Here is a 20,055-nt window from a genome sequence, read left to right on the forward strand (position 1 = left end):
CCGGTGGGCTGGGCGGGGCCGGCGCGGTCGGCGGCAACGGCGGCGTCGGCGCGACGGTGTTCGGCGACGGTGGGATCGGCGGGCAGGGCGGGCCCGCGGTGTCGGGCGTCCTCGGTGGGCTGCCGGGCAAGGGCGGAGACGGCGGCAGCGCGGTTTGGATCGGTTCCGGCGGTGCCGGTGGCCAAGGCGGTACCGGCTTGACCGGGGCACCTGGCCAAGCGCCGGGTGCCCCGGTCGGGTCCGGTACGAACGGGCCCAACCAGATCGGCAACGGAAACCAGACCGGCACCGCGGGCGGCAACGGCGTCGACGGTACGGCTGGCACCAACGAGAGCGGCGGCACCGGCGGGATCGGCGGAACCGGGCAATCCCTGGACGGCAACAACGGCACAGGCGGTGCCGGCGGCGACGGCGGAAAGGCCGGCACGGCCGGTGGCAGTGGCGGCAACGGCGGCAGTGGCGGCACCGGAGAAACCAGCGGCAGTGCCGGCGGCACTGCGACCGGTGGTAACGGCGGGCAAGGTCAGCCCGGTTCGGTGGCCGGTGGAAACGGCGGTGACGGCGGCGCGGGCGGCCTGGGCCACAACACGGGCAACGGTGACGCCAACGGCGGCACCGGTGCAAACGGTGCCGCCGCCAGCACCGTCGTCGGCGCGAACGGCGGCGCCGGGGGCACCGGCGGTGCCGGCGGCAACGGCGGACACGGCGGAATGTTCATCGGCAATGGCGGGGCCGGCGGAGCCGGTGGCACCGGCGGCACCGGCGGTACCGGCGCGGCCGGCTTCGACGGCGGTAACGGCGGTTCGGGCGGGGCAGCCATGGCTGACGGCACCGGCAAAGCCATTGGCGGCGACAGTGGATCCGCTGCGGCCGCTGGCAGCAACGGCGGGATCGGTGGTGTCGGTGGCACCGGTGGTGTCGGCGGCAACGGCGGCGCGGCCGGGTCCTTCATCGGCATCGGCGGCGCCGGCGGCGCCGGTGGTCAGGGCGGCATCGGCGGGGTAGGCGGCATCGGTGGCGCCGGCGGCAGCGGTGGTTCCGGCGGCGCGGCGATTAGCGCCGGCGGCATCGCGACGGCCGCTAGCGGCAAGAACGGCCTGATCGGTCTTGACGGCGGTGCCGGGGGTGCCGGGGGTGCCGGAGGCACCGGCGTGGGCGGCGGCGGTGCCGGCGGTCTGATCGGCTGGGCCGGCGCGGCCGGTCCTGTCGGCGGCGGCGGTACCGGTGGTATGGGCGGCCAGGGCGGAGCCGGCGGCAGCGGCGGCAACGGCGGCAACGCTACGGGCATCACCGGCAGTACGGCCGGCACGGGCGGCAATTTCGCGCTGGGCGGCCAGGGTGGAGCCGGCGGTGCACCAGGCGGGCCGGGCGGTGGCACCGGCAATACGGGTCTGTTGGGCGTTCCGGGCAACCCCGGCAAGACTGGGATCGTCACCATCGTCCCGTGACGCCCGTCCAGGCTTGACATGCCAGCGAAGAAGAAGCGCGCCGCCGAGGCGCCGGCTGGCGATTCGCTTGCGCCGCAATACCCGATCGAATCGGTCGACAATGCACTCAAGCTGTTGCTGCTGTTGGGCGAGCAGCCGCGGATCCGGTTGAGCGAGGCCACCCGGTATCTGGGAGTGGCCTCGTCAACCGCGCACCGGCTGCTGGCGATGCTGACCTACCGGGGGTTCGTTCGGCAAGATCCGGTGTCCAAGGCGTATCTGCCCGGGCCGGCGCTAACGGGTGTGGCGTTTGCCATCTTCGGCCGCATCGACATTCAGGGCACCGCGCTGCCGGTCATGCGGCGGCTCAGCGAAACGTTGCGGGAAACCATTCACCTCGGCTTGCTCGACGGCGCCGGTGTCCGGTTTATCGCCGCAGTCGAGGGCCCGGCCGCGGTGCGGGTGGCCTCCCGGCTGGGCCGCACCGTGCCCGCGCATTGCACCTCCACCGGCAAGGTGCTGCTGTCCCAGCTGCCCGAAGCCGAACTGCGCCAACTACTTCCGCGTGCCAACCTGCAGCGCATCACCGCGCACTCGATCGGCACACGCGCCGAGCTGGAGGCCGAGCTCGCCGCGATTCGCAAGCGTGGCTATGCCGTCAACCGCGAAGAGAGCGAGGAGGGCGTGGCCTCGGTGGCCGTCGCCATCCCCAGCCGCGCACCGGGACTGCGGCTTGCGCTCAACGCGGCGGCGCCGGTGAACCGATTGGACAGCTCGCAATATCCGGCGATCGCGACCGCACTTATCGAGGCGGCCAAGGAGATTGGCGATCAGCTGGGTTAGTCACCCAGCCGGGCGACTTCGTGCCGCCAGGCCGCCGCGACGTTGAACCCAGACCCCAGGTCCGGCAGGTCAGCCCAGTCGGCCCCGTCGATATCGCGCAACGTCCCGCCGGCGGCGCACACCCGCAGGGACATCTGGGCCAGTTGGTCGACGGCGATCGCCTGCAACACCGACTGCTCTACCGTGCCGGCGGCGCTGGTGATGCCATGGCCCCGGCAGATGACCACCGCTGCCTCGCCCATCGCCGCCACCATTTCCTTACCCAGCAAGGAGTTTCGGATCAGTACGGCGCGTTCGTAAACGGGCACGCCGCCGCGGGCCAGCCAGGCGCCGGGAATGTCGTAGGCGCCGTAGATGGGCCGAAGCTCGATGCCGGCCAGATCCGCGGCGACAACGGCCGGCGGATGCAGGTGGGCGACGGCCCGATGACGCCGATGTTGCTGCGCGGCGAGCAGGGTTTCGGCGTGGATGGGCAGTTCGTTCGGCACCCGGTAGCCGTCGAGTTCGCCTGCCGCACCGGCCTTCCCGTCGAAGGTGACGAGCCGAATGTCGTCGGGGCGGGTGTACGCCACGCCGGTATCGGTATCGCTGCGGCACCGGATGAGCAGATGCTCGTCGTCGATCCGCAGACTCAGATGGCCCAGGATGCCGTCCACCAAACCGCGGGCCGCGGCGATCCGGCAACCTTGGGCCACCAGGGCCCGCTGCTGGGCCAGCGGGTCCGTCACGTGGACCTCGGTGTGCCCAGGCGAAATCCACCGTCGGGGTGGATGGTCTCACCGGTGATGCCGCGGGACCGATCGGCGGCCAAGTAGACATAGCTCCACGCATGGTCTTCGCCGGACAGCGCAACGTGCAGTGGTGTGCGTGCGGCCATATCCGTTGCGCGGTTCGGCGTTTCGTCGAGTCGGATGTCTGCTGAACCCAGACTGACCATGCCACGCAGATCCGTGTTCAGCGTTCCGCCGGGCGCCACGCCGTTGACCCGGATCTGCGGGGCCAGTTCGTGCGCCAGGGCCGCTACCAGCCCGCGTACGGCGAATTTCGACGACACGTACAGCACGCCGCCACGGCCCGGGTAGTACGACGACGCCGACTCGGTCAGCACGAGGGAGGCTCCCGTCGACTCGCGCAGCGCCGGGAGCGCGGCCTTGACCGAGTGCAGCTGGGTGAGCACGTTGGTGCGGAACATCTCGTCGAAAGCGGGGGACAGGTCGTCGGCACCGATGTCGGCGATTCCCCGGTAGAAGTCGAATACGCCGACGCAGTTGACCAATGTGTCGAGTCCGCCGAACTTATCCGCCGCGGTGGCGACGGCACGGTCGTTGGCGTCACGGGTAACCGCGTCACCCTCGACGACGGGCACCGCGGGCAGATCCTGGCGCAACCGCTCGCACTTGGCAAGATCCCGTTCCAGCACAGCCACTTTCGCGCCTTCGGCCAGGAAGGCGTCGACGACGGCGCGGCCGATCCCGGAACCCGCACCCACCACCAGGGCGCGCTTGCCGTCAAGCCATCCGGTCATCGTGGCCTTCCGGTTCGTCGGGCAGTAGCGGCGCGTACGAATTGCCCACCATGGCCGCCAGCGTACGGGGGTTCTGCCAGGTGAGCGCTTCCACTTCCAGCGCGTCCAGGCTGATCCATTGCCCGGTTCTGGGTGCGGTGATCAGCAGCCGAGACCCGTTGCGAGTGTCTACCCGGCGCACCACTACTTCGGTGAATTCGTTGGCGACGGTGACGGCTTGGCCAACTGCACCTTCCAGCAACCGCGCCAGCTCGTCACTCATAAGAACACCGCCAGGTTCTGCATCCGCAATACAGACTCGTCGGCAATGATATTGCGGCGAGCCAACTTCCATGCCCCGTCGCACCTGCGCAGTACGTCCTCGCGGCCGCAGGATACCAACGCGCTCTCGTTGACGTCGCCGCGACTGCGGAACAACAGTTCGGCCGATTCGACCCAAAGGTCTTCGGAACCCTCAACCTCAAACGTGCGCACGTTGGTGATGAAGTGGCGCAGCCGAGACGGCGGGTCCTCGGTCCAGGCGTGCTCGGTGGCAAATCGCGCCACCCGTTGGCTCAGCGAGTACTTGTCTTCGTCGAAATGAGCCATGCCCGGCCCCCTTGCCGGTGCGGTATCGAACCCGGCGCCCCGTGCGGTGGTGACCCGAACCGGCATGACGTACCGAATGTCATCGGTCAGGGTATCCAGCCACTCCTCGTAGCGCTGTGCGTCCAGCAGGTAGGCCTCGTCGACCAGGAACTGGTGGGCGTCCAAATGCCGAATGTCGTTGAACCGGAGCGGATTTCTCATGTCGTGACCGCCGACTCGAGGTGTTGCGCCCACAACTTGAGCAGCTCGCGCTGGTTGTATTCGTTGTAGCCGACCTGGGCGCGTCCGGGCCCGTGGAAGGACTCCGCGGACAGTTCCGGGCTGACCGGCCGGTCGTCGTGAAGCAACCCCATCCGGCTGTTGAGCAACAGCCGGCGGGCCATCGAGCCGCCCGCGGTGGTGGTCAGCGACACCCAGTTCTCCACGTCGTCCTGTTCGAACATGCCGGTCGACCCGAAGCACATCAAATAGGCCTTATAGGAATCCCTTTTGAATTGCTCGGGTGCGGCGGCGTCGACTCCGAACCACGAGCACACCTCGGTTTCGTTCGCGCTGATGGGCTGCCACTGCCGAATCGAGATGAACGGCAATACTTGCTCGCTCTCGGGGAGCTTGGGCCAGTTGTGCACGAAGCTCAGGTTGGGAAAGCAGGTGGCGGCCGAGATCATGAAGCCGTCCTCGCCGACGACCCTTTGTTGCCGCGGTGTCCAGACATCTTTGATCCGGCCGATCATCTCGTCGGGGTAACCGACGTAACGCATGCGCTCCTCGAAGCCGCCGGGGGGCAGCTTGTAAGTTGTTCCGCCGCCGCAGCCGGCCCAGTAGGTGGCGCCGTCCTTGCGCTTTTGCGCCTTCGGCTCGCGGAACAGGCCGATCTCGACGATGGATGCGTGCGTGTGCGGCGTGTGGTACATGTCGCCGGCGAAATTCTCCGCGCCGATCTTCCAATTCGCCTTGATGCGCCAGCGTTGCGGCCCACGCAGCTGCAGGCCTTGTGTGCTTTGCTTCGTGTAGTAGTCCAGATAGAACCGGAAGTCGCCGAGGAAATCGGCCAGGGGCTCGGCGTTGGGGTCCAGGTTGACGAAGATCAGGCCGTTGTAATTTCCCAAATTCGGTGCGGGAAGCAAACTTTGGTTCTTGGTGAACCCCTCCTCGCCACCGTAGGCATCGCGGTGAAACGGCAAACCGGTCAGCCGGCCGTCGTTGCGGTAGGTCCAGCCGTGATACGGGCAGCGGAAGTTGGAGGCGTTGCCCATCTCGGCTCGGCAGACCTGCATGCCCCGGTGCAGGCACATATTGAAAAATGCCTGCACCTCGCCGTTGGAGTCGCGGGCGATGATGAACGAATCCTCGAGGACGCGCCGCACTACATAGTCGCCGTCCTGCGGGATTTCGGATTCGTGGGCGACGAACATCCATGTCCGGCTGAACAGCCGTTCCTTTTCCAGCGCGAACAGCTCGGTGTCGTTGTAGATGTACGCCGGAATCATGCCCTGGCGCACGTTGCTGAAGACGTCTGTCACTGAACCTACATTCTGTATTACAGAGGATAATTCTGTCTACCAGAATCCAGCATCGGGCTATCGCCGGTCAACAGCGTCGTTGAGCACACGGCTCTCCCACAGGAGTCTTTCGCCGTATTCACAGTCAGTTCACACCGAGTACTCACCGTCTGGACGCAATTCGCGTGGTTAACGTGGTCACGTTGTGTCCAGTGCGTGTGTGTGAGCGTGCTCATGGGAGTAAGGGCGCTCATCGCGGGCAGACGGTCTGACTTGGGGAAGGGCGCTGGTGCCATGGTTGATCGCTCAGTGAAGGGGCAGCCAAAGCGATTGGGATCGCGAGTCATCGCGGCGATCGCACGTCAGGAGTGGCTGGATAGGCCCAGCTACCGATTCGAACACGTTCTCGCGTACGGCTTCAACGCACTCGGTGGCGCGCGCGATCGCGTCACGAATGTGCTCAACGGGGTTTGGCTGGGCCATCCGGTGCATCCCCCGCTGGCGTCACTGGCCAGTGGAGCGCTCGGTACGGCGGTGGCGCTGGATGCCATGAGCCTGCTGCCCGGCCAAAGTAAGACCGAGGCCCGGGACGCGGCGCGAATCGCCTCGCGGGCGCTGGGTGTAGGGATTCTGGCCAGCGTGGGGGCGGCGGTCACCGGCGTCACGGACTGGCAGCACACCCACCGGGGCGACCGCCGGGTGGGGCTGGTGCACGGGGTGGTCAACTCGGCCGCGACAGCGCTCTACACGCTGTCCTGGCTGGACCGGCGGCGGGGCCGTCACATGCGCGGAATCGCAACCAGCGCAATCGGTTACGGCGTTACGATGGCCGGCAGCTACCTGGGCGGTGCGCTGGTGTTCGAGTCCGGCATCGGAATCGACCAGTCGGGCGAGCGGCTTCGTACCACGGAGTGGACGCCGGTGCTGCCGGTCACCTCCCTGCTGGACGGCAAGCCGCAGCGCGTCGAGGTCGACGGGGTGGGGCTGGTGGTGTGCCAGACCAACCCCGGCGAGGTTTCCGCCTTCGGCGAGTTCTGCCCGCACCTGGCGGCGCCCATGGCCGACGGCTGGGTCGATCGCGGCCGCATCGTGTGTCCATGGCACGGCTCGCGGTTCGCGCTCGAGTCCGGGGAGGTGTTGCGCGGCCCGTCGGCGATGCCGCTGCCGTGCTACGAGGCCCGGTTGGTCGACGGAATGATCGAAGTGCGCTCTGACGGACAACCTGCGATTGCGGCGGGGAGCGCCGCGGGAAACGGAGTAAGCAAGTGAACGCCTACGAAGTGCTCAAAGACCACCACGTCGTGATCAAGGGCTACGGCCGCAAGGTAAGCGAAGCCCCGGTGAACAGCGAAGAGCGGCACTCCCTCTTCGACGAGATGCTCGTCGAGCTGGACATCCACTTCCGCATCGAGGACGACCTGTACTACCCGGCGCTGGCGGCCGCCAGCGAATTGATCGCGGTCGCCCACGCCGAGCATCGCCAGGTGGTCGACCAGCTCGGGGTGCTGCTGCGCACCCCGCAGAGCGCGCCGGGATATGAGGACGAGTGGAACACGTTCAAGACCGTCCTCGAGGCACACGCCGACGAGGAGGAACGCGACATGATTCCCGTTCCGCCCTCGGTGAAGATCACCGACGCCGAGCTCGAGGAGCTGGGCGACAAGATGGCCGCCCGGATCGAGCAGTTGCGCGGGTCCACCTGGCACAAGCTGCGGACCAAGGGGAAGTCTGCGCTGCTGCGCGGGATCTGACTCCTCAGCGGCGGCCGATTCCGGCCATCATGATCGGCGTGAGTAGGCGCAGGTCCTCGCCGAAGCGCGCGGCGGCCGCGTCGGCGTCCTCGCGTGAGATCAGCCCCGCGTCGACGACCGCGCCACGCAGGCTCTCGAAGGACAGCCGGAAGAAATCGAAACCCGCTGTGCTGGAATCGATTACCCGGGCGCGACCCTCACCGCGCACGTCGCGCAGTCCGGCAGCGGCCAGGTCGGCGACGACGCGCCGCCCGTAATGCGGCTCGAAGCTGGCGCGCTGCATGAAGCCCAGAATCGCCGCCGTCACCCGCTCCAGCTGGTCGTCGGTGCCCTCGAAGCCGAACGCCGTCCAGTCGTAGTCCTCGATGACCAGCCAGCCACCGGGACGCAGCGCGGCGACCAGGCGGTCGAGGATCTGACGGCGGTCAGCCAGGTGCTCGAGCACCAGCCGGGAATGGATCAAGTCGAATTCGCCGCGAGGCAACTCGTCGGTCCGGATGTCGAGGCGTTTGACCTCGATCGAGTCGCCGGCCAGCGGTTCGACGAAGCGCGTGTCGATGTCGACGGCCAGCACGCTGGCCCCGCGTCCGGCCATCCACTGCACCAGCGAGCCGCCGCCGGCGCCGAGTTCCAAGCAGCGCCAGGTCTTTTCACCCGTTCCGATGCCGAGCTCGTCGAGCAGCGCCTGAGTTCCGGGGTCCCACAGGCTCTCCATGCCGGCCAGCCGGGTGCGTTCCTCGGCGAAACCCTGGTCGTAGACATAATCGCTTGGCATGGCGCTAACGCTAGTAGCGTCACGCTACGTGGAGCCCCCAGCCGAGCGCGTCGTGTCGCAGGATCGCATCAGCGCGGAGATCGCCGCGCTGGCTGTCGCGGCCGGAGGCCAGCACCCGGGCAGCGGTGAAACGCAGCCTCGCCTCGACTACCCGCCGTATCGCAGCAGCGTTCTTCGCCACCCCCAGTTCCCGCCGCTGATTGTGGACCCCGACGAGATCGAACGCTGGGCACCCTGCTTCGGCCAGCAGGACGTCGCCCCGGGCGACGCGGACCTTACGTCCGGTCATCCGGGTGAGCCGATAGGGGAGCGCATCATCGTGGCCGGGCGGGTGCTCGATGGAGCCGGCCGGCCGGTGGCCGGCCAGCTGGTCGAGATCTGGCAGGCCAACGCCAGCGGTCGCTACCGCCACCAACTCGATCAGCATCCGGCTCCGCTAGACCCGAACTTCACCGGCGCTGGGCGCTGCCTCACCGGGCCCGACGGGTCGTACCGCTTCCTCACCGTCAAGCCCGGTCCCTATCCCTGGCGCAACCATCACAATGCCTGGCGGCCCGCCCACATCCACTTCTCGCTCTTCGGCACCGCCTTCACCCAGCGTCTGGTCACCCAGATGTACTTTCCCGGTGATCCGCTGCTCGACTTGGACCCCATTGCCTCCTCGATCATGGATCCCGTTGCGCGCCAACGCCTCATCGCCGGCTACGACCATGGCCTCACCCAGCCCGAGTATGCGACCGGATACCGCTGGGACATCGTGCTCTCCGGCAGCGGGCGCACCTGGACCAAGGGGTGATCGAATTGTCTTGCACCCCAGGACAAACCGTGGGCCCATTCTTCGGCCTGGCATTGTCTTATCCCGGCGACAGCGAATTGGTCGGCCCGGAACACCCCGATGCGGTCGTACTGCACGGCACGGTTTATGACGGCGCCGGCCGCGCAATCCCGGACGCACTGGTGGAAGTCTGGCAAGCCGACGGTGACGGCCGGATCCCGGGGGCTCCGGGCTCACTGAGCCGCGACGGCTCGGCCTTCACCGGATTCGGCCGGGCCGCCACCGACGCCGGCGGCGACTACCGCTTCACCACGGTGGTACCCGGAGCGTCGGGCGTGGGGCAGCCGTTCTTCGCGATCGCCGTGTTCGCCCGGGGCCTGCTGCACCGGCTGTGCACGCGCGCCTATCTGCCGGACGTCGACTTCGCTGCTGATCCGCTGTTGTCCACCGTTGACGTCGCGCGCCGGGATACCTTGGTGTGCGGCATCGAAGGTGGTATGGGCTACCGCTTCGACATCCACCTGCAGGGCCCGAATGAAACCGTATTCCTGACCTACCGGGACGATCGGCGATGACCAACCTGTTGTGGCCGGGCGACGAGCGCGCCGGCGAGCACATGACGGATCAGGCGTTGTTGCAAGCGATGGTCGCGGTGGAATCGGCATGGCTGGGCGCTCTGTCGGCGGCCGGCCTGGCGCCGGCCGACTGCGCCGGTGCCGACCTGTGGCACCTGATCGGAGCCGATGACCGGGAGCAACTCGCGGCTACCGCCGAGGACGGCGGCAACCCCGTCATCGGCTTGGTCGGGCTGCTGCGGCAGCGCGCAACGCCGCCGGTGTCCGCGTGGATTCACCGCGGACTCACCAGCCAGGACGTCCTCGACACCGCCCTGATGATGGCCGCGCGCGCGGTGGTGGAACACCTCATCTCGAAACTGACCGAACAGGTTTCGGCGCTATCGGCACTCGCAACGGCCCATCGCGGTACGCCGATGCTGGCCCGCACCCTGACCCAGCATGCGGCGCCCACCACCTTCGGCGTCAAGGCGGCCGGCTGGCTCGACGGTGTGGTGGCCGCCCATCGGCGGCTGCGCGCATCGGTCACTCCGGCGCAGTTCGGCGGTGCGGTCGGAACCTGTTCAGCAACAACGGAATTGGCGACGCTGCTGGGTGACGCGCCGGATCCGGCTCAGACAGCCGAGGGCGTAGCGCTCAGTGCCGCAACGACTTTGGGCTTGGAGTTCCAGGCGCCCTGGCACACCGCCCGCGGTCCGATCACCGCGCTCGCCGACGCACTCGTCGCGTGCACAGACTCTTGGGGCCGGATCGCAAACGACGTCGTCACCCTGGCCCGTCCGGAGATCGCCGAGCTCAGTGAGCCGGTCGTCGGGCGGCGCGGCGGATCGTCCTCGATGCCCCACAAGCGCAACCCGGTGCTGGCCGTCCTGATCCGTCGGGCCGCCATGGCGGCGCCGCCCCTGGCAGCCACCCTGCACACGGCCGCCGCACTGGCCAATGACGAACGTCCCGACGGCGCCTGGCACGCGGAATGGGACACGCTGCGGATCCTGGCCCGGCGCACCATCGTCGCGGGTTCTCAGTGCGTCGAACTCCTGGCGGGCCTGCAGGTGCATGCCGGGCGGATGGCCGCGAACCTCAGCGCGGCCGACGTGCGGGGTGAGCAAAGCGCCGTCGCCGAACTGGCCGGAAAGCAGCCGTCGGCAACCTACTTCGGGGCGGCCGACCGGCTGATAGACCAGAGCGTGGCGCGCGCCGAGCAGATCCTGGCCGGTCAGCCGTTGTAGATGCTGGCCTCCCAGATGTGCACCAGCGTGTCGATCGCGTGCTCCTCGGATATGGCTCCCTCTTCAGCGGTGAACGTCGATGCCATCACGCGCTCGTTCAGCAGGGTGAGCGCGGTAGCCAGATCACGAGCGGGCACATTGTCGGGCGCGACACCGCGGTCACGTTCGGCCTGAATCGCCGCGGCGGTGTAGGTAATCCACTGCTGCATGAGCGTTGCCCACAGCTGCCGGACCTCGGAGTTGCTGGCTTTGGCCGCGGCACCGGCCACGGCAATCGCCCGATTGGCGCCGGCGATCTCGAAGAACGCCTCGATACGCGGTCGCCAATGCGTCGTCGGATCGCCGGTCAGCTTGTCGCCGAGGGACTTCAGCGCCCCGCGCGCCCTGCTGCTGACCCGATCCATCAGCGATAGCAGCACCGCGTTTTTCGAGGAGAAATAGAAGTAGAAGGTGGGCCGGGAAATACCCGCGCCCTTTGCCAGCTCGTCCACCGAGAAGTCGCCGAGCGGCCGCTCCTGCAGCAGGCGTTCGGCGGTGGCCAGGATCGCCTGTTCCCGGTCGTCGCCGGAGAGATGCGACGAGCGACGGCTTCGGGAGGCCTGCACGTACTCGGTTCGGGTCACGGTAACCACCATACGGCCGTGTCGACCTTTGTCAACATATATGTCGAGTATGACAAACATAGTGTTGATTATTTTCGACAGTAGTGTTGACTGCATCGACACCGCGTTGATACCTTTTCGTCACCACACCAGCCCCCGGCCACGAAGGGAATCCCGATGACGTTTCTGACCGCACACCCCGAGCTGGTCTCGGCGGCCGCCGTCAATCTGCAGTCGATCGGAGCGGCGATGAGCGCTGGCAACGCGGCTGCCGCCGATGTGATCGGGGCGGTGGTTCCGGCGGCCGCCGACGAGGTGTCGGCCCTGACGGCGGCGCAGTTCGCCGCCCACGCGCAGCGGTACCAGGCGGTGAGCGCTCGAGCGGTTGCGGTGCACGAGCTCTTCGTGGCCACGCTGGCGGCCAGTGCCGCTTCTTATGCGGCTACCGAGGCCGCGAGCGCAGCGGCGGCGATCTGAGCGGCCGGACGGGACAGGGGAGCGCCACATGGACTACGGACTGTTGGCACCGGAGATCAATTCCGCCCGGATGTATGCCGGTCCCGGCGCGGGCTCTTTCGTCGCCGCGGCCGTGGCCTGGGGCGCGCTGGCCGACGATCTGCAGTCGACCGCGGTTTCCTATCGTTCGGTGGTCAACGGCCTGACCAGTGGGCCATGGTTGGGGCCGACGTCGGTGGCGCTGGTGGCGGCGGTGACACCGTATCTGGCGTGGCTGGAGAGCAGTGCCGCGCAGGCCGAAGCGGCCGCCGGCCAGGCCGCCGCGGCGGCGGCCGCACATGAAACGGCGTTTGCCATGACGGTGCCTCCGATGCTGATCTCGACGAACCGTGCACTGTTGGCGGCCCTCGTCGCCACGAACCTCATCGGGCAGAACAACGCGGCGATCGCCGCGGCTGAGGCCCAGTACGCCGAAATGTGGGCGCAGGACGCGACCGCGATGTACGGCTATGCGGCGGCCTCGGCGAGCGCGGCCCAGCTGACCGACTTCGCCGAACCTGCCGAAGTGGCCGACCCGGGTGGGTTGGCGCGCCAGGCCGCCACCGTGGCGGGCACCACCGCGAACTCCGCTGAGACCGGTGTACAGAACGCGCTGTCCACGCTGACCGCCACGCTGCCCAACACCCTGCAGAAGCTGGCCGCGCCGCTCGTCAACTCCGTGTTGGACGACCTGGTCGGGCTTTATGTCCAGTACATCGCGCCGTTCATGCCGTCGCTGACATCGCTGGCGAACTGCACCAGTGCGGTCACTGCCGTGACGGCGTTCATGAAGGGTCTGGTGCCGGTGGCCCAGGCCGTGCAGGGCGAGGTTGCGGCATTGGCCGGTGGTCTGAGTGCGGCGGGCGCCGTCGGCGTGAACGCGGCGGGCGCCGGCGCCCTGAACGCGACGGGCGCCGCCGCCTCAACTGTGTCGGCGAGCATGGGGCGCGCGCTGCCGCTGGGGGCGTTGTCGGTGCCGGCCGGCTGGACCCCGGTGGTTCCGTCGGCCAGTCCGCTTGCGGCGGCAATCGGCGCCGGTTCGGCTGCACCGGCGGCCGCACCGGCCATGAACAACCTGCCGCTGGCCCCATTGAGCGGCATGCTCGGACAGCTTGGCGGGCGCAATGTTCCGCAATACGGATTCCGCCCGCTGGTCATGTCCCGGCCGCCGGCCGCCGGCTGAATCGGCTACCCGGGTTTGGTGGCGATGATGGCGACCGCAATGAGCCGCTCACGATGTTTGCGAAATGTCTGGCGCATCGACAGGACCCGCTTGCGGGCATCCGGCTTGGTGAGCAAGTTCTTGGCGAACCGCAGCGCGCCGAACAGGCCTTCGTCGGCGATGACGCGTCGTGGTTGTAACAACGCCATCGGCGCCGTCGTCACATGCTCGACCACCAGTCCGTGGCCGGTCAGAAGGTGCGACCACTCGGCGATGGTCAGCGGACGCGCGTTGACCTTGATCGCGCGGGCAAGTGACTGTCGTACGTCGGTGCTGATGTCCTCCGCGACATCATCGGGTGTCAGTGCGAGTTCATGGATCGCATAACGACCGCGCGGGCGCAATACCCGTGCGGCCTCGGCGACAATGGCGTGCTTGGCAGCGTCGCCCTGCATGGTCAACATGGCCTCACCGATGACGACGTCGGCGCTGGCGTCGGCTAGGCCGGTGTCGGCTGCGTCGGCGACCCGGACTTCTGCGGGTCCGGAGCCCGGACCGCCGAGCACTCCGCGGACCAGGTGGGCAGCATCGGGATCGCCTTCCGCGCCGACGTAGGACCGCGGGCGGCGGGCGATGATCTCGGTGGCGGTACGCCCGAGGCCGGGGGCCAATTCGAGCACATCGGCGTCGGTCACGTTGGCACGGGCCAGCAGGGTGCGGGTCAGCTCGACACCGCCGGGGCGAAGCACCCGTTTGCCCAGCCGCGCCAGCAGCCAATGTCCCGGCACGTTCTCGTCGGTGCGACTCGACACGGGCAGGGGCGCGTCGGAATCGCGCCGCCGGCCGGGCATCAGACTTCGCGCCGATGCAAGTGAAGTTTGTTGTCGCCCATGGGTTTTGACCCCTTCGATATTTTCTACAAATTATTTGTATAAACTCTAGCGTATGACGTGCCTGATCGCGGATGCCGGGTGCCCAAGCGTGGCCGGCCGGCAGGCAGCGGGCCGACTTTCAGGAGGTGGACAAGATCGCCAGGTCAGATGAAGAACCCACTGGTCGCCGTCGCGGGGTGCTACGGGTGTTACGGGGGTCGCGCGGTGCGTTGAGCATCGTCGAGATCGCCGACGAACTGGGCGTGCATCCCAATACTGTGCGCTTCCACCTCGACAACCTGGTGGCCGCGGGTCAAATCGAGCGAGTCGAGCCGGTGCATCGGGGTCCGGGCCGTCCACCGCTGATGTTCCGGGCGGTCCGGCAGATGGATCGGGGCGGACCGCGGCATTACCGAATTCTCGCCGAAATTCTGACCATCGGGCTTGCCGCCCAACGTGATTCGAGTGCAAAGGCGCTGGCGGCCGGCCGCAAGTGGGGTCAGACGCTGGAAGCCCCGGCGCATCCCGGCGACGCTGACGAGTCGATTCAGCACCTGGTGGGGGTGCTCGACGAGATGGGATTCGCCCCCGAACGGGGAATGGCCGAAGGGACGCACACCATCGGTCTGCGACACTGTCCTTTCCTGGAACTCGCCGAAGTCCGAACCAATGTGGTGTGCCCGATCCACCTGGGGCTCATGCAAGGCGCCCTGGAAACCTGGGAGGCGCCCGTGACCGTCGAGCGGCTCGAAGCGTTCGCCGAACCGGACCTTTGTCTGGCGCATCTGCGGCCCGAGGGGACGCTCAAATGAGCACCTCGCGGGCGATCGAGATCGCCCTGACCTTTGTCTGGCTGGGCATGGTGCTGGCCATCTCGTTCGTGGAGGCTCCGCTGAAGTTCCGGGCTCCCAACGTGACCCTGCAGATCGGTCTCGGCATCGGGCGGCTGGTCTTTCGCGCGCTCAACACCGTCGAGGTCGGGTTCGCGCTCGTCATCCTCGCCCTCGCGGCTTCGGGACCCACGGCGGTACGGATCTTCGTCGCACTCGGGGTCGCATTGGCCGCACTGGCCATCCAGTTGATTGCGGTGCGTCCCAGCTTGACCAGGCGCTCGGACCAGGTGCTGGCCGGGCTGGAATCGCCCCGCTCGCGCGGCCACTATGCCTACGTCGCCCTTGAGGTGGTCAAGGTAATCGCGTTGGTCGTGGCCGGGATATTTCTGCTGATGGGCTGACCCTGCGGCTCGGCGCCGCCGATACCTGCAGCACAATCACGAGGGATGACGACGGATCACACGACGGAGAGGACTTGCGATGGAATCCATCTCGCTGAGCGCCCTTGGCTCCGAAAAGCTCGCCGAGGCCAAGCAGTCACACAGCGGCCGGGCAGCGCACACCATCCACGGTGGCCACACCCACGAACTTCGGCAGACCGTACTGGCGCTGCTGGCCGGCCACGAGCTGTCCGAACACGACAGCCCGGGGGAGGCGACGCTGCAGGTGCTGCAAGGTCACGTGCGGCTGACCGCCGGGGATGAGGCCTGGGACGGCAAGGCCGGTGACTACGTCGCGATTCCGCCGCAGCGGCACGCCCTGCACGCGGTGGAAGATTCGGTGGTCATGCTGACCGTGCTGAAATCCCAGCCGGGCGCTGCCCACTAGGGGTACTCGCAGGTGCTGTCGACGGAGTGGTCGCGGGACTTTGGCCTGCGGGTGCCCATCGTCAACGCACCGATGGGCGGGGTGGCCGGTGGCCGGCTGGCCGCCGCCGTCACCGCGGCCGGCGGTTTGGGCATGGTCGGCATGGGCAGCACCGCCACCCGCGCATCGCTAGCCGAGCAATTGCGTTACGTCAGCGGGAGATTCGGCATCGGGCTGGTCGACTGGGTGATGCGCAACGAGGCGGGGCTGTTCGAGGATGCATTGGCTGCCCGGCCGGCACTGCTTTCGGTCAGTTTCGGCACTGACTGGTCCTGGGTCGCGCAGGCTCACGACGCCGGAAGCTGCACCGCCACTCAGGTTTACGACGCCCTCGGCGCGCGTACTGCGGCCGACGCCGGGGTCGACGTCCTGGTTGCGCGCGGAGCCGAAGGCGGCGGACACGGGAGCAACCGGCTGGGCACCCTGCCGTTGCTCGACTCCGTTTTGGATGCGGTGTCGGTGCCCGTGCTGGCCGGCGGCGGCATCGCCTCGCCGCGCAGCCTGGCCGCCGTGCTGGCCGCGGGGGCCAGCGGTGCCTGGGTGGGCACCCGTCTGGCGGCGTGCCCGGAGGCCCTGACCGGAGCGGCCAGCCGTCGGGCGTTGATCGCAGCGACGGCGACCGACACTGCGATTACCCGGGTCTTCGATGTGGCCGCCGGATTGCCGTGGCCGGCCCGGTTCCCGTCGCGCGTGCTGGCCAATGAGTTCGTCGCGCGCTGGACGGGAAGGGAAGACGCGCTGGCCGCCGACCGGTCGGCGCGCGAGGAGGTGGCAGCCTCGATCGCCGCCGACGATCTGCGGATCGCCCCCGTCGACGCCGGTCAGGGCGTCGGGATGATCCGCGACGACGCGCCGGTAAGTGAGGTCATCGGGGCGATGTGCTCGGGCGCGCAAAGTTTGCTGACCCGTTGGAGCACTTGAGCACCACGCAACATCGGGCCGGTCCCGGCTGCAGCCGGGTAGCGGGACCGTGCGGTGCCAGGGCATCGGCCACACCGGTGATCAGGGCGTGGTTCATGTTGCATGCCAGCTCGGTCTGTTCCTGGGCCAGGGCGTGGAAGGGGCAGTTGGCCAGTTCGATTTCGCCGTCGGTGCCGCGGGGCTCGTAGCCGTATCTGCGCAGCACGCCCAGTGCCAGCTCGAGTGCGGCGGTGGCGTCGGCGGGCGTGCCGACGGTGGCGCCGATCGCCTGCCCGTATTCACGGGCCAGCTGGTTGAGCACGTCGACGACGGGCTCTCCGGTGCCGGCCGACCGGGCGATGGCCGCGGCCATCAGCCGTCCGGCCAGCTCGTACTCCCGCTGCGGGAGGCTGATTGCGATGTCGTGACCGGCCCGGCGATAAAGCTTGGCAGGGCGGCCCGCGCCGGGCCCCGACCGGCCCGTCAGGCGGGCATACTCGCTGTCCAGCAGGCCCTCGGCGGTGAGCCGGTCCAGGTGGAATTTGGCCTGGTGGTGGGGGACGCCGACGGATTCGGCCGCCTGTTCGCGGCTGACCGGGGCTGGTTGTGAACAGACGTATCGATAGAGCTGGTGGCGCACCGGATCCGCGAGTGCTCCGATCCCTGCCGCGGCGCGCTCCAGGGGCTCGAGAGGCTGGTCGGCATCCACGTCAGCGCCCTCATTTCTAACGGATAAAACACTTGACGCTACAGTCTACAGATTCTAACGTTCAAATTGTTATCTGTTAGAAATTGGAGGAAATCATGGCCACCACACAAGCCCACCCGTCCGCCCTCGCCGACCAATTGAAAGACCCGGCGTACTCGGCGTTCCTGTTGCTTCGCACGGTGTTCACAATCGCGCCGATCGTGTTCGGCCTGGACAAGTTCTTCAATCTGCTGACCCATCCCCACCACTGGAGCATGTATCTGGCGGGCTGGATCGACGGACTGCTGCCCGGCACCGCCGATCAGGCGATGTATCTGGTCGGGGTGATCGAGATCGTGGCCGGAATCGTGGTGGCCGTGGCGCCGCGGTTCGGCGCCTGGGTGGTGGCGGCCTGGCTGGTCGGGATCATCGTCGACCTGGTCACCGGACCCGGCTACTACGACGTCGCGTTGCGTGACTTCGGTTTGCTGGTCGGTGCTCTCGCGCTGGCCCGCCTGGCCCAGGGCGTGCACACCGGAAGCATCGGGCGCCGCTGAACCGGTCAGATCCCGTGCAGGTAGCGCTTGGCGATCATGCGCTGTGCCACCGAGACGAACGGCCCACCGGCCTTGCTCCACCAGGTCGCCGGCCGGGAGAACGCCGACACCTCTGCGTACACCGCGGAGGTGGTCGGGTCCCGGCGCACGGCGAAGCGTTCCTCACCGGATTCGGGATGGCCTGGCAGCGTGCCGTAGGCCCACCCGCGCACGTGCGGTTCGTCGATGACGTACACCACGCGGCAGGGCGCGCGTAGAAAACCCATCATCTTGACCACCACAACCGCCGACACCACGGCGATATCCGAGCTCGCGTGTACCCGCAGCCCGGCCCCGCGCTGCATACCCCAGTGCATGACGGCGTCGGCGGCCTGCTCGAATCGCTCGTCGCCGGTGCCGATCTGGGTCGTCGCGCTGAGGTGTGCGTAGCCCGGGGGCAGCTGGCCCGCGGCCGTCGCGCCCACCTCGGAGTAGGTCAGCGGTAGCTGAGCAAGCGCGTCAAGGTCCACCCGATCCAGCTTGCCACGGGAGAAAGTCCACCTGGGGGCTCGGCGTACCGTCGGATGGGTGAGCTCACAAACCCTGGCAGCGGCATCTGGAACTTTCACCCTGGGCGGCGATCTGACCGTCCACCGACTCGGCTTCGGCGCGATGCGGCTGACCGGTAAGGGCGTCTGGGGTCCGCCCGCGGATCGTGATGAATGCGTGCGGGTGCTGCGCCGTGCCGTCGAACTGGGCGTGAACTTCATCGACACCGCGGACTCGTACGGGCCCTACGTGTCCGAGGAGATCATCCGCGAAGCGCTGCATCCCTACACCGGGCTGGTCATCGCAACGAAGGCCGGGCTGCTGCGCACCGGCCCGGATGTGTGGATCCCGCTGGGCAATCCCAGCTATCTGCGCCAGGAGTGCGAGATGAGTTTGCGCCGGCTCGGGGTCGACACCATCGACCTGTTCCAACTGCACCGCATCGACGAGAACTTTCCGCTCGCCGACCAGATCGGTGAGCTGGTTGCGTTGCAGAACCAGGGCAAGATCCGTCATATCGGTCTGTCCGAGATCGACGTCGATCAACTCAACGCGGCACAGCAGATCACTCCGATCGCGTCGGTACAGAACATGTACAACCTCTCGGCGCGCGCCGCCGAGCCGCTGCTGGATGCCGCCACCAGCCAAGGCATCGGTTTCATCCCGTGGTTCCCGCTGGCCGCCGGACCGCTGGCCGCACCCGACGGTCCGCTGCAGAAGATCGCCGCCGATCATGACGCGACGCCGTCGCAGCTGGCCCTGGCCTGGCTGCTGAAGCGGTCGCCGGTGATGCTGCCCATCCCGGGCACGTCCCAAGTGGGGCACCTGGAGGAGAACGTCGCCGCGGCTGAGATCACGTTGTCCGGCGAGGAGTTCGAGACCCTGGCGGCTGCCGGCGCCCAATAAGCCGCCGACAAATACGGTGTCCTGGTGACAAGCGAACAGCCCGGACACCCCGGCGGGGGATTCAATCCCCCCGAACCGACCACCAAGGGCGGGCCCGACTACGGCAGGTTCATCGACGGGGTGCGCAGGTTGCAAGACCACGCTCGTGCCGTCGACGCGCCCGACGAGGTGATCACCGAGGCGGCCGACCTGCTGGGAAAGTTGTCGGAGCTGTTGGCTCCCTTCGACACCGACGAATGGCAATCACCTTCGGGACGCCGGATGGACCTGCCGGTGCGCGGCAATATCCTCACGATCCCGATGTCGGCGCACAAGACCGACGACGGCCGAATCGAGGGCTCGGCCCGGTTCGCCCGGTTCCACCTCGGACGCAACGGTGCCGTGCACGGCGGGGCGCTGGGCCTGCTGTTCGACTCGGTGCTCGGGTTGACGTCGTCAGTGCTCACCGGCGGGCCCTACCAGCGCACGGCCTACCTCAAGATCAACTACCGCCACATCGTGCCGATCGAAAAGGACCTGCGAATCGACGCGGGAATCGACCGCGTGGACGGCCGCAAGATTTTCGTGTCGGGCCGGCTGCGCGACGGCGACGCCCTGCTGACCGAAGCCGACGCCTTGTTCGTACGCCTGCGTCCCGGCCAGCCCTAATCCACAT

Annotated in this window: 25 protein-coding genes and 1 pseudogene; 16 read left to right on the forward strand and 10 right to left on the reverse strand. The window is 68.0% G+C overall.

The window, feature by feature from the left end:
* Window positions 1–1,448 (forward strand): annotated as a pseudogene (locus AWC27_RS31005) (PE family protein); the annotation flags it as partial.
* Between the two features lie 18 nt (window positions 1,449–1,466).
* Window positions 1,467–2,270: an IclR family transcriptional regulator gene (locus AWC27_RS11735; RefSeq protein ID WP_085670641.1), complete on the forward strand. Its 804-nt coding sequence runs from the start codon at window positions 1,467–1,469 to the stop codon at window positions 2,268–2,270.
* On the opposite strand, the gene phtC is transcribed toward AWC27_RS11735, so the two are convergent.
* Genes phtC through AWC27_RS11760 form a run of 5 tightly spaced genes read right to left on the reverse strand, consistent with a single transcriptional unit; the run spans window position 2,267 to window position 5,873 of the window.
* Entirely contained in the window at window positions 2,267–2,998 is a 732-nt protein-coding gene (gene phtC / locus AWC27_RS11740) for a 3,4-dihydroxyphthalate decarboxylase (RefSeq protein ID WP_085670642.1), read from the reverse strand. The genes AWC27_RS11735 and phtC overlap by 4 nt on opposite strands.
* Window positions 2,995–3,795 (reverse strand): 3-(cis-5,6-dihydroxycyclohexa-1,3-dien-1-yl)propanoate dehydrogenase, encoded by an 801-nt coding sequence (hcaB, locus tag AWC27_RS11745; protein WP_085670643.1) that lies wholly within the window; start codon window positions 3,793–3,795, stop codon window positions 2,995–2,997. The genes phtC and hcaB overlap by 4 nt, the downstream gene beginning before the upstream one ends.
* The gene (locus tag AWC27_RS11750; RefSeq protein WP_085670644.1) at window positions 3,779–4,057 is read right to left on the reverse strand and encodes a dihydrodiol dehydrogenase; all 279 of its coding nucleotides are present in this window, start codon (window positions 4,055–4,057) and stop codon (window positions 3,779–3,781) included. The genes hcaB and AWC27_RS11750 overlap by 17 nt, the downstream gene beginning before the upstream one ends.
* On the reverse strand, window positions 4,054–4,584 hold the full coding sequence (locus AWC27_RS11755) for a 3-phenylpropionate/cinnamic acid dioxygenase subunit beta (RefSeq protein WP_085670645.1): 531 nt from the start codon (window positions 4,582–4,584) through the stop codon (window positions 4,054–4,056). The genes AWC27_RS11750 and AWC27_RS11755 overlap by 4 nt, the downstream gene beginning before the upstream one ends.
* Window positions 4,581–5,873, reverse strand: coding sequence for an aromatic ring-hydroxylating dioxygenase subunit alpha (locus tag AWC27_RS11760; RefSeq protein ID WP_085670673.1), 1,293 nt, complete (start codon window positions 5,871–5,873; stop codon window positions 4,581–4,583). Before AWC27_RS11760 ends, AWC27_RS11755 begins: the two co-directional genes overlap by 4 nt.
* Before the next feature lie 306 nt (window positions 5,874–6,179).
* On the opposite strand from AWC27_RS11760, the gene AWC27_RS11765 reads away from it, so the two are divergent.
* Together AWC27_RS11765 and AWC27_RS11770 are read left to right on the forward strand one after the other, a co-directional pair.
* The gene (locus AWC27_RS11765; RefSeq protein ID WP_085670646.1) at window positions 6,180–7,154 is read left to right on the forward strand and encodes a Rieske (2Fe-2S) protein; all 975 of its coding nucleotides are present in this window, start codon (window positions 6,180–6,182) and stop codon (window positions 7,152–7,154) included.
* The gene (locus AWC27_RS11770) at window positions 7,151–7,636 is read left to right on the forward strand and encodes a hemerythrin domain-containing protein (RefSeq protein WP_085670647.1); all 486 of its coding nucleotides are present in this window, start codon (window positions 7,151–7,153) and stop codon (window positions 7,634–7,636) included. Before AWC27_RS11765 ends, AWC27_RS11770 begins: the two co-directional genes overlap by 4 nt.
* Window positions 7,637–7,640: 4 nt before the next feature.
* Here AWC27_RS11770 and AWC27_RS11775 read toward each other — a convergent pair whose 3' ends face one another.
* On the reverse strand, window positions 7,641–8,411 hold the full coding sequence (locus tag AWC27_RS11775) for a class I SAM-dependent methyltransferase (protein ID WP_085670648.1): 771 nt from the start codon (window positions 8,409–8,411) through the stop codon (window positions 7,641–7,643).
* 28 nt (window positions 8,412–8,439) lie between these two features.
* On the opposite strand from AWC27_RS11775, the gene pcaH reads away from it, so the two are divergent.
* From pcaH to AWC27_RS11790, 3 genes are read left to right on the forward strand one after another with little or no spacing between them, the layout of a single operon-like run.
* Complete coding sequence (pcaH, locus tag AWC27_RS11780; protein ID WP_245847010.1) at window positions 8,440–9,207, forward strand: protocatechuate 3,4-dioxygenase subunit beta; 768 nt, start codon at window positions 8,440–8,442, stop codon at window positions 9,205–9,207.
* Window positions 9,204–9,761 carry a protocatechuate 3,4-dioxygenase subunit alpha gene (gene pcaG, locus AWC27_RS11785; RefSeq protein WP_085670650.1) on the forward strand — a complete coding sequence of 186 codons (558 nt, stop codon included), beginning with the start codon at window positions 9,204–9,206 and terminating at the stop codon, window positions 9,759–9,761. The genes pcaH and pcaG overlap by 4 nt, the downstream gene beginning before the upstream one ends.
* Window positions 9,758–10,990, forward strand: a complete 1,233-nt coding sequence (locus AWC27_RS11790) for a lyase family protein (protein WP_085670651.1) — start codon at window positions 9,758–9,760, stop codon at window positions 10,988–10,990. The genes pcaG and AWC27_RS11790 overlap by 4 nt, the downstream gene beginning before the upstream one ends.
* On the opposite strand, the gene AWC27_RS11795 is transcribed toward AWC27_RS11790, so the two are convergent.
* Window positions 10,978–11,625, reverse strand: coding sequence for a TetR/AcrR family transcriptional regulator (locus AWC27_RS11795; RefSeq protein WP_085670652.1), 648 nt, complete (start codon window positions 11,623–11,625; stop codon window positions 10,978–10,980). The two genes, AWC27_RS11790 and AWC27_RS11795, sit on opposite strands and share 13 nt — an antisense overlap.
* A gap of 144 nt (window positions 11,626–11,769) precedes the next feature.
* On the opposite strand from AWC27_RS11795, the gene AWC27_RS11800 reads away from it, so the two are divergent.
* Both AWC27_RS11800 and AWC27_RS11805 read left to right on the forward strand, forming a co-directional pair.
* The gene (locus AWC27_RS11800; protein WP_085670653.1) at window positions 11,770–12,069 is read left to right on the forward strand and encodes a PE family protein; all 300 of its coding nucleotides are present in this window, start codon (window positions 11,770–11,772) and stop codon (window positions 12,067–12,069) included.
* 28 nt (window positions 12,070–12,097) lie between these two features.
* Window positions 12,098–13,270, forward strand: a complete 1,173-nt coding sequence (locus AWC27_RS11805) for a PPE family protein (protein ID WP_085670654.1) — start codon at window positions 12,098–12,100, stop codon at window positions 13,268–13,270.
* Between the two features lie 5 nt (window positions 13,271–13,275).
* Here the strand turns inward: AWC27_RS11805 and AWC27_RS11810 are convergent, their stop codons facing one another.
* Window positions 13,276–14,100, reverse strand: a complete 825-nt coding sequence (locus AWC27_RS11810; protein WP_085670655.1) for a class I SAM-dependent methyltransferase — start codon at window positions 14,098–14,100, stop codon at window positions 13,276–13,278.
* 113 nt (window positions 14,101–14,213) lie between these two features.
* On the opposite strand from AWC27_RS11810, the gene AWC27_RS11815 reads away from it, so the two are divergent.
* The 4 genes from AWC27_RS11815 (at window position 14,214) to AWC27_RS11830 (ending at window position 16,742) form a co-directional block, all read left to right on the forward strand.
* Window positions 14,214–14,933: a helix-turn-helix transcriptional regulator gene (locus AWC27_RS11815; RefSeq protein ID WP_085670656.1), complete on the forward strand. Its 720-nt coding sequence runs from the start codon at window positions 14,214–14,216 to the stop codon at window positions 14,931–14,933.
* Complete coding sequence (locus AWC27_RS11820) at window positions 14,930–15,355, forward strand: hypothetical protein (RefSeq protein ID WP_085670657.1); 426 nt, start codon at window positions 14,930–14,932, stop codon at window positions 15,353–15,355. The genes AWC27_RS11815 and AWC27_RS11820 overlap by 4 nt, the downstream gene beginning before the upstream one ends.
* Before the next feature lie 79 nt (window positions 15,356–15,434).
* Window positions 15,435–15,782 (forward strand): cupin domain-containing protein, encoded by a 348-nt coding sequence (locus tag AWC27_RS11825; protein ID WP_085670658.1) that lies wholly within the window; start codon window positions 15,435–15,437, stop codon window positions 15,780–15,782.
* Window positions 15,783–15,794: 12 nt separating this feature from the next.
* Complete coding sequence (locus tag AWC27_RS11830) at window positions 15,795–16,742, forward strand: NAD(P)H-dependent flavin oxidoreductase (RefSeq protein WP_085670659.1); 948 nt, start codon at window positions 15,795–15,797, stop codon at window positions 16,740–16,742.
* Here AWC27_RS11830 and AWC27_RS11835 read toward each other — a convergent pair.
* Window positions 16,687–17,430 carry a helix-turn-helix transcriptional regulator gene (locus AWC27_RS11835; RefSeq protein ID WP_245847011.1) on the reverse strand — a complete coding sequence of 248 codons (744 nt, stop codon included), beginning with the start codon at window positions 17,428–17,430 and terminating at the stop codon, window positions 16,687–16,689. The two genes, AWC27_RS11830 and AWC27_RS11835, sit on opposite strands and share 56 nt — an antisense overlap.
* A 95-nt stretch (window positions 17,431–17,525) precedes the next feature.
* Between AWC27_RS11835 and AWC27_RS11840 the strand changes: the two genes are divergently transcribed.
* Window positions 17,526–17,966 carry an Rv2617c family stress response/phage resistance protein gene (locus AWC27_RS11840; protein ID WP_085670660.1) on the forward strand — a complete coding sequence of 147 codons (441 nt, stop codon included), beginning with the start codon at window positions 17,526–17,528 and terminating at the stop codon, window positions 17,964–17,966.
* Window positions 17,967–17,971: 5 nt separating this feature from the next.
* On the opposite strand, the gene AWC27_RS11845 is transcribed toward AWC27_RS11840, so the two are convergent.
* On the reverse strand, window positions 17,972–18,475 hold the full coding sequence (locus tag AWC27_RS11845) for a DUF1990 domain-containing protein (RefSeq protein ID WP_085670661.1): 504 nt from the start codon (window positions 18,473–18,475) through the stop codon (window positions 17,972–17,974).
* 73 nt (window positions 18,476–18,548) lie between these two features.
* On the opposite strand from AWC27_RS11845, the gene AWC27_RS11850 reads away from it, so the two are divergent.
* On the forward strand, window positions 18,549–19,400 hold the full coding sequence (locus tag AWC27_RS11850; protein WP_085670675.1) for an aldo/keto reductase: 852 nt from the start codon (window positions 18,549–18,551) through the stop codon (window positions 19,398–19,400).
* A gap of 24 nt (window positions 19,401–19,424) precedes the next feature.
* Window positions 19,425–20,048, forward strand: coding sequence for a PaaI family thioesterase (locus AWC27_RS11855; protein ID WP_085670662.1), 624 nt, complete (start codon window positions 19,425–19,427; stop codon window positions 20,046–20,048).
* Window positions 20,049–20,055: the final 7 nt, after the last annotated feature.

This window comes from Mycobacterium szulgai, assembly GCF_002116635.1.
GTDB lineage: Bacteria > Actinomycetota > Actinomycetes > Mycobacteriales > Mycobacteriaceae > Mycobacterium > Mycobacterium szulgai.

Bases quoted from the DNA above. Each gene is read 5' to 3' on its own strand.
- AWC27_RS11735 (WP_085670641.1), top strand. From the start codon at position 1,467: ATGCCAGCGAAGAAGAAGCGCGCCGCCGAGGCGCCGGCTGGCGATTCG.
- hcaB (WP_085670643.1), bottom strand. From the start codon at position 3,795: ATGACCGGATGGCTTGACGGCAAGCGCGCCCTGGTGGTGGGTGCGGGT.
- AWC27_RS11750 (WP_085670644.1), bottom strand. From the start codon at position 4,057: ATGAGTGACGAGCTGGCGCGGTTGCTGGAAGGTGCAGTTGGCCAAGCC.
- AWC27_RS11755 (WP_085670645.1), bottom strand. From the start codon at position 4,584: ATGAGAAATCCGCTCCGGTTCAACGACATTCGGCATTTGGACGCCCAC.
- AWC27_RS11760 (WP_085670673.1), bottom strand. From the start codon at position 5,873: ATGATTCCGGCGTACATCTACAACGACACCGAGCTGTTCGCGCTGGAA.
- AWC27_RS11765 (WP_085670646.1), top strand. From the start codon at position 6,180: ATGGTTGATCGCTCAGTGAAGGGGCAGCCAAAGCGATTGGGATCGCGA.
- AWC27_RS11775 (WP_085670648.1), bottom strand. From the start codon at position 8,411: ATGCCAAGCGATTATGTCTACGACCAGGGTTTCGCCGAGGAACGCACC.
- AWC27_RS11790 (WP_085670651.1), top strand. From the start codon at position 9,758: ATGACCAACCTGTTGTGGCCGGGCGACGAGCGCGCCGGCGAGCACATG.
- AWC27_RS11795 (WP_085670652.1), bottom strand. From the start codon at position 11,625: ATGGTGGTTACCGTGACCCGAACCGAGTACGTGCAGGCCTCCCGAAGC.
- AWC27_RS11800 (WP_085670653.1), top strand. From the start codon at position 11,770: ATGACGTTTCTGACCGCACACCCCGAGCTGGTCTCGGCGGCCGCCGTC.
- AWC27_RS11805 (WP_085670654.1), top strand. From the start codon at position 12,098: ATGGACTACGGACTGTTGGCACCGGAGATCAATTCCGCCCGGATGTAT.
- AWC27_RS11810 (WP_085670655.1), bottom strand. From the start codon at position 14,100: ATGCCCGGCCGGCGGCGCGATTCCGACGCGCCCCTGCCCGTGTCGAGT.
- AWC27_RS11815 (WP_085670656.1), top strand. From the start codon at position 14,214: ATGCCGGGTGCCCAAGCGTGGCCGGCCGGCAGGCAGCGGGCCGACTTT.
- AWC27_RS11820 (WP_085670657.1), top strand. From the start codon at position 14,930: ATGAGCACCTCGCGGGCGATCGAGATCGCCCTGACCTTTGTCTGGCTG.
- AWC27_RS11825 (WP_085670658.1), top strand. From the start codon at position 15,435: ATGGAATCCATCTCGCTGAGCGCCCTTGGCTCCGAAAAGCTCGCCGAG.
- AWC27_RS11840 (WP_085670660.1), top strand. From the start codon at position 17,526: ATGGCCACCACACAAGCCCACCCGTCCGCCCTCGCCGACCAATTGAAA.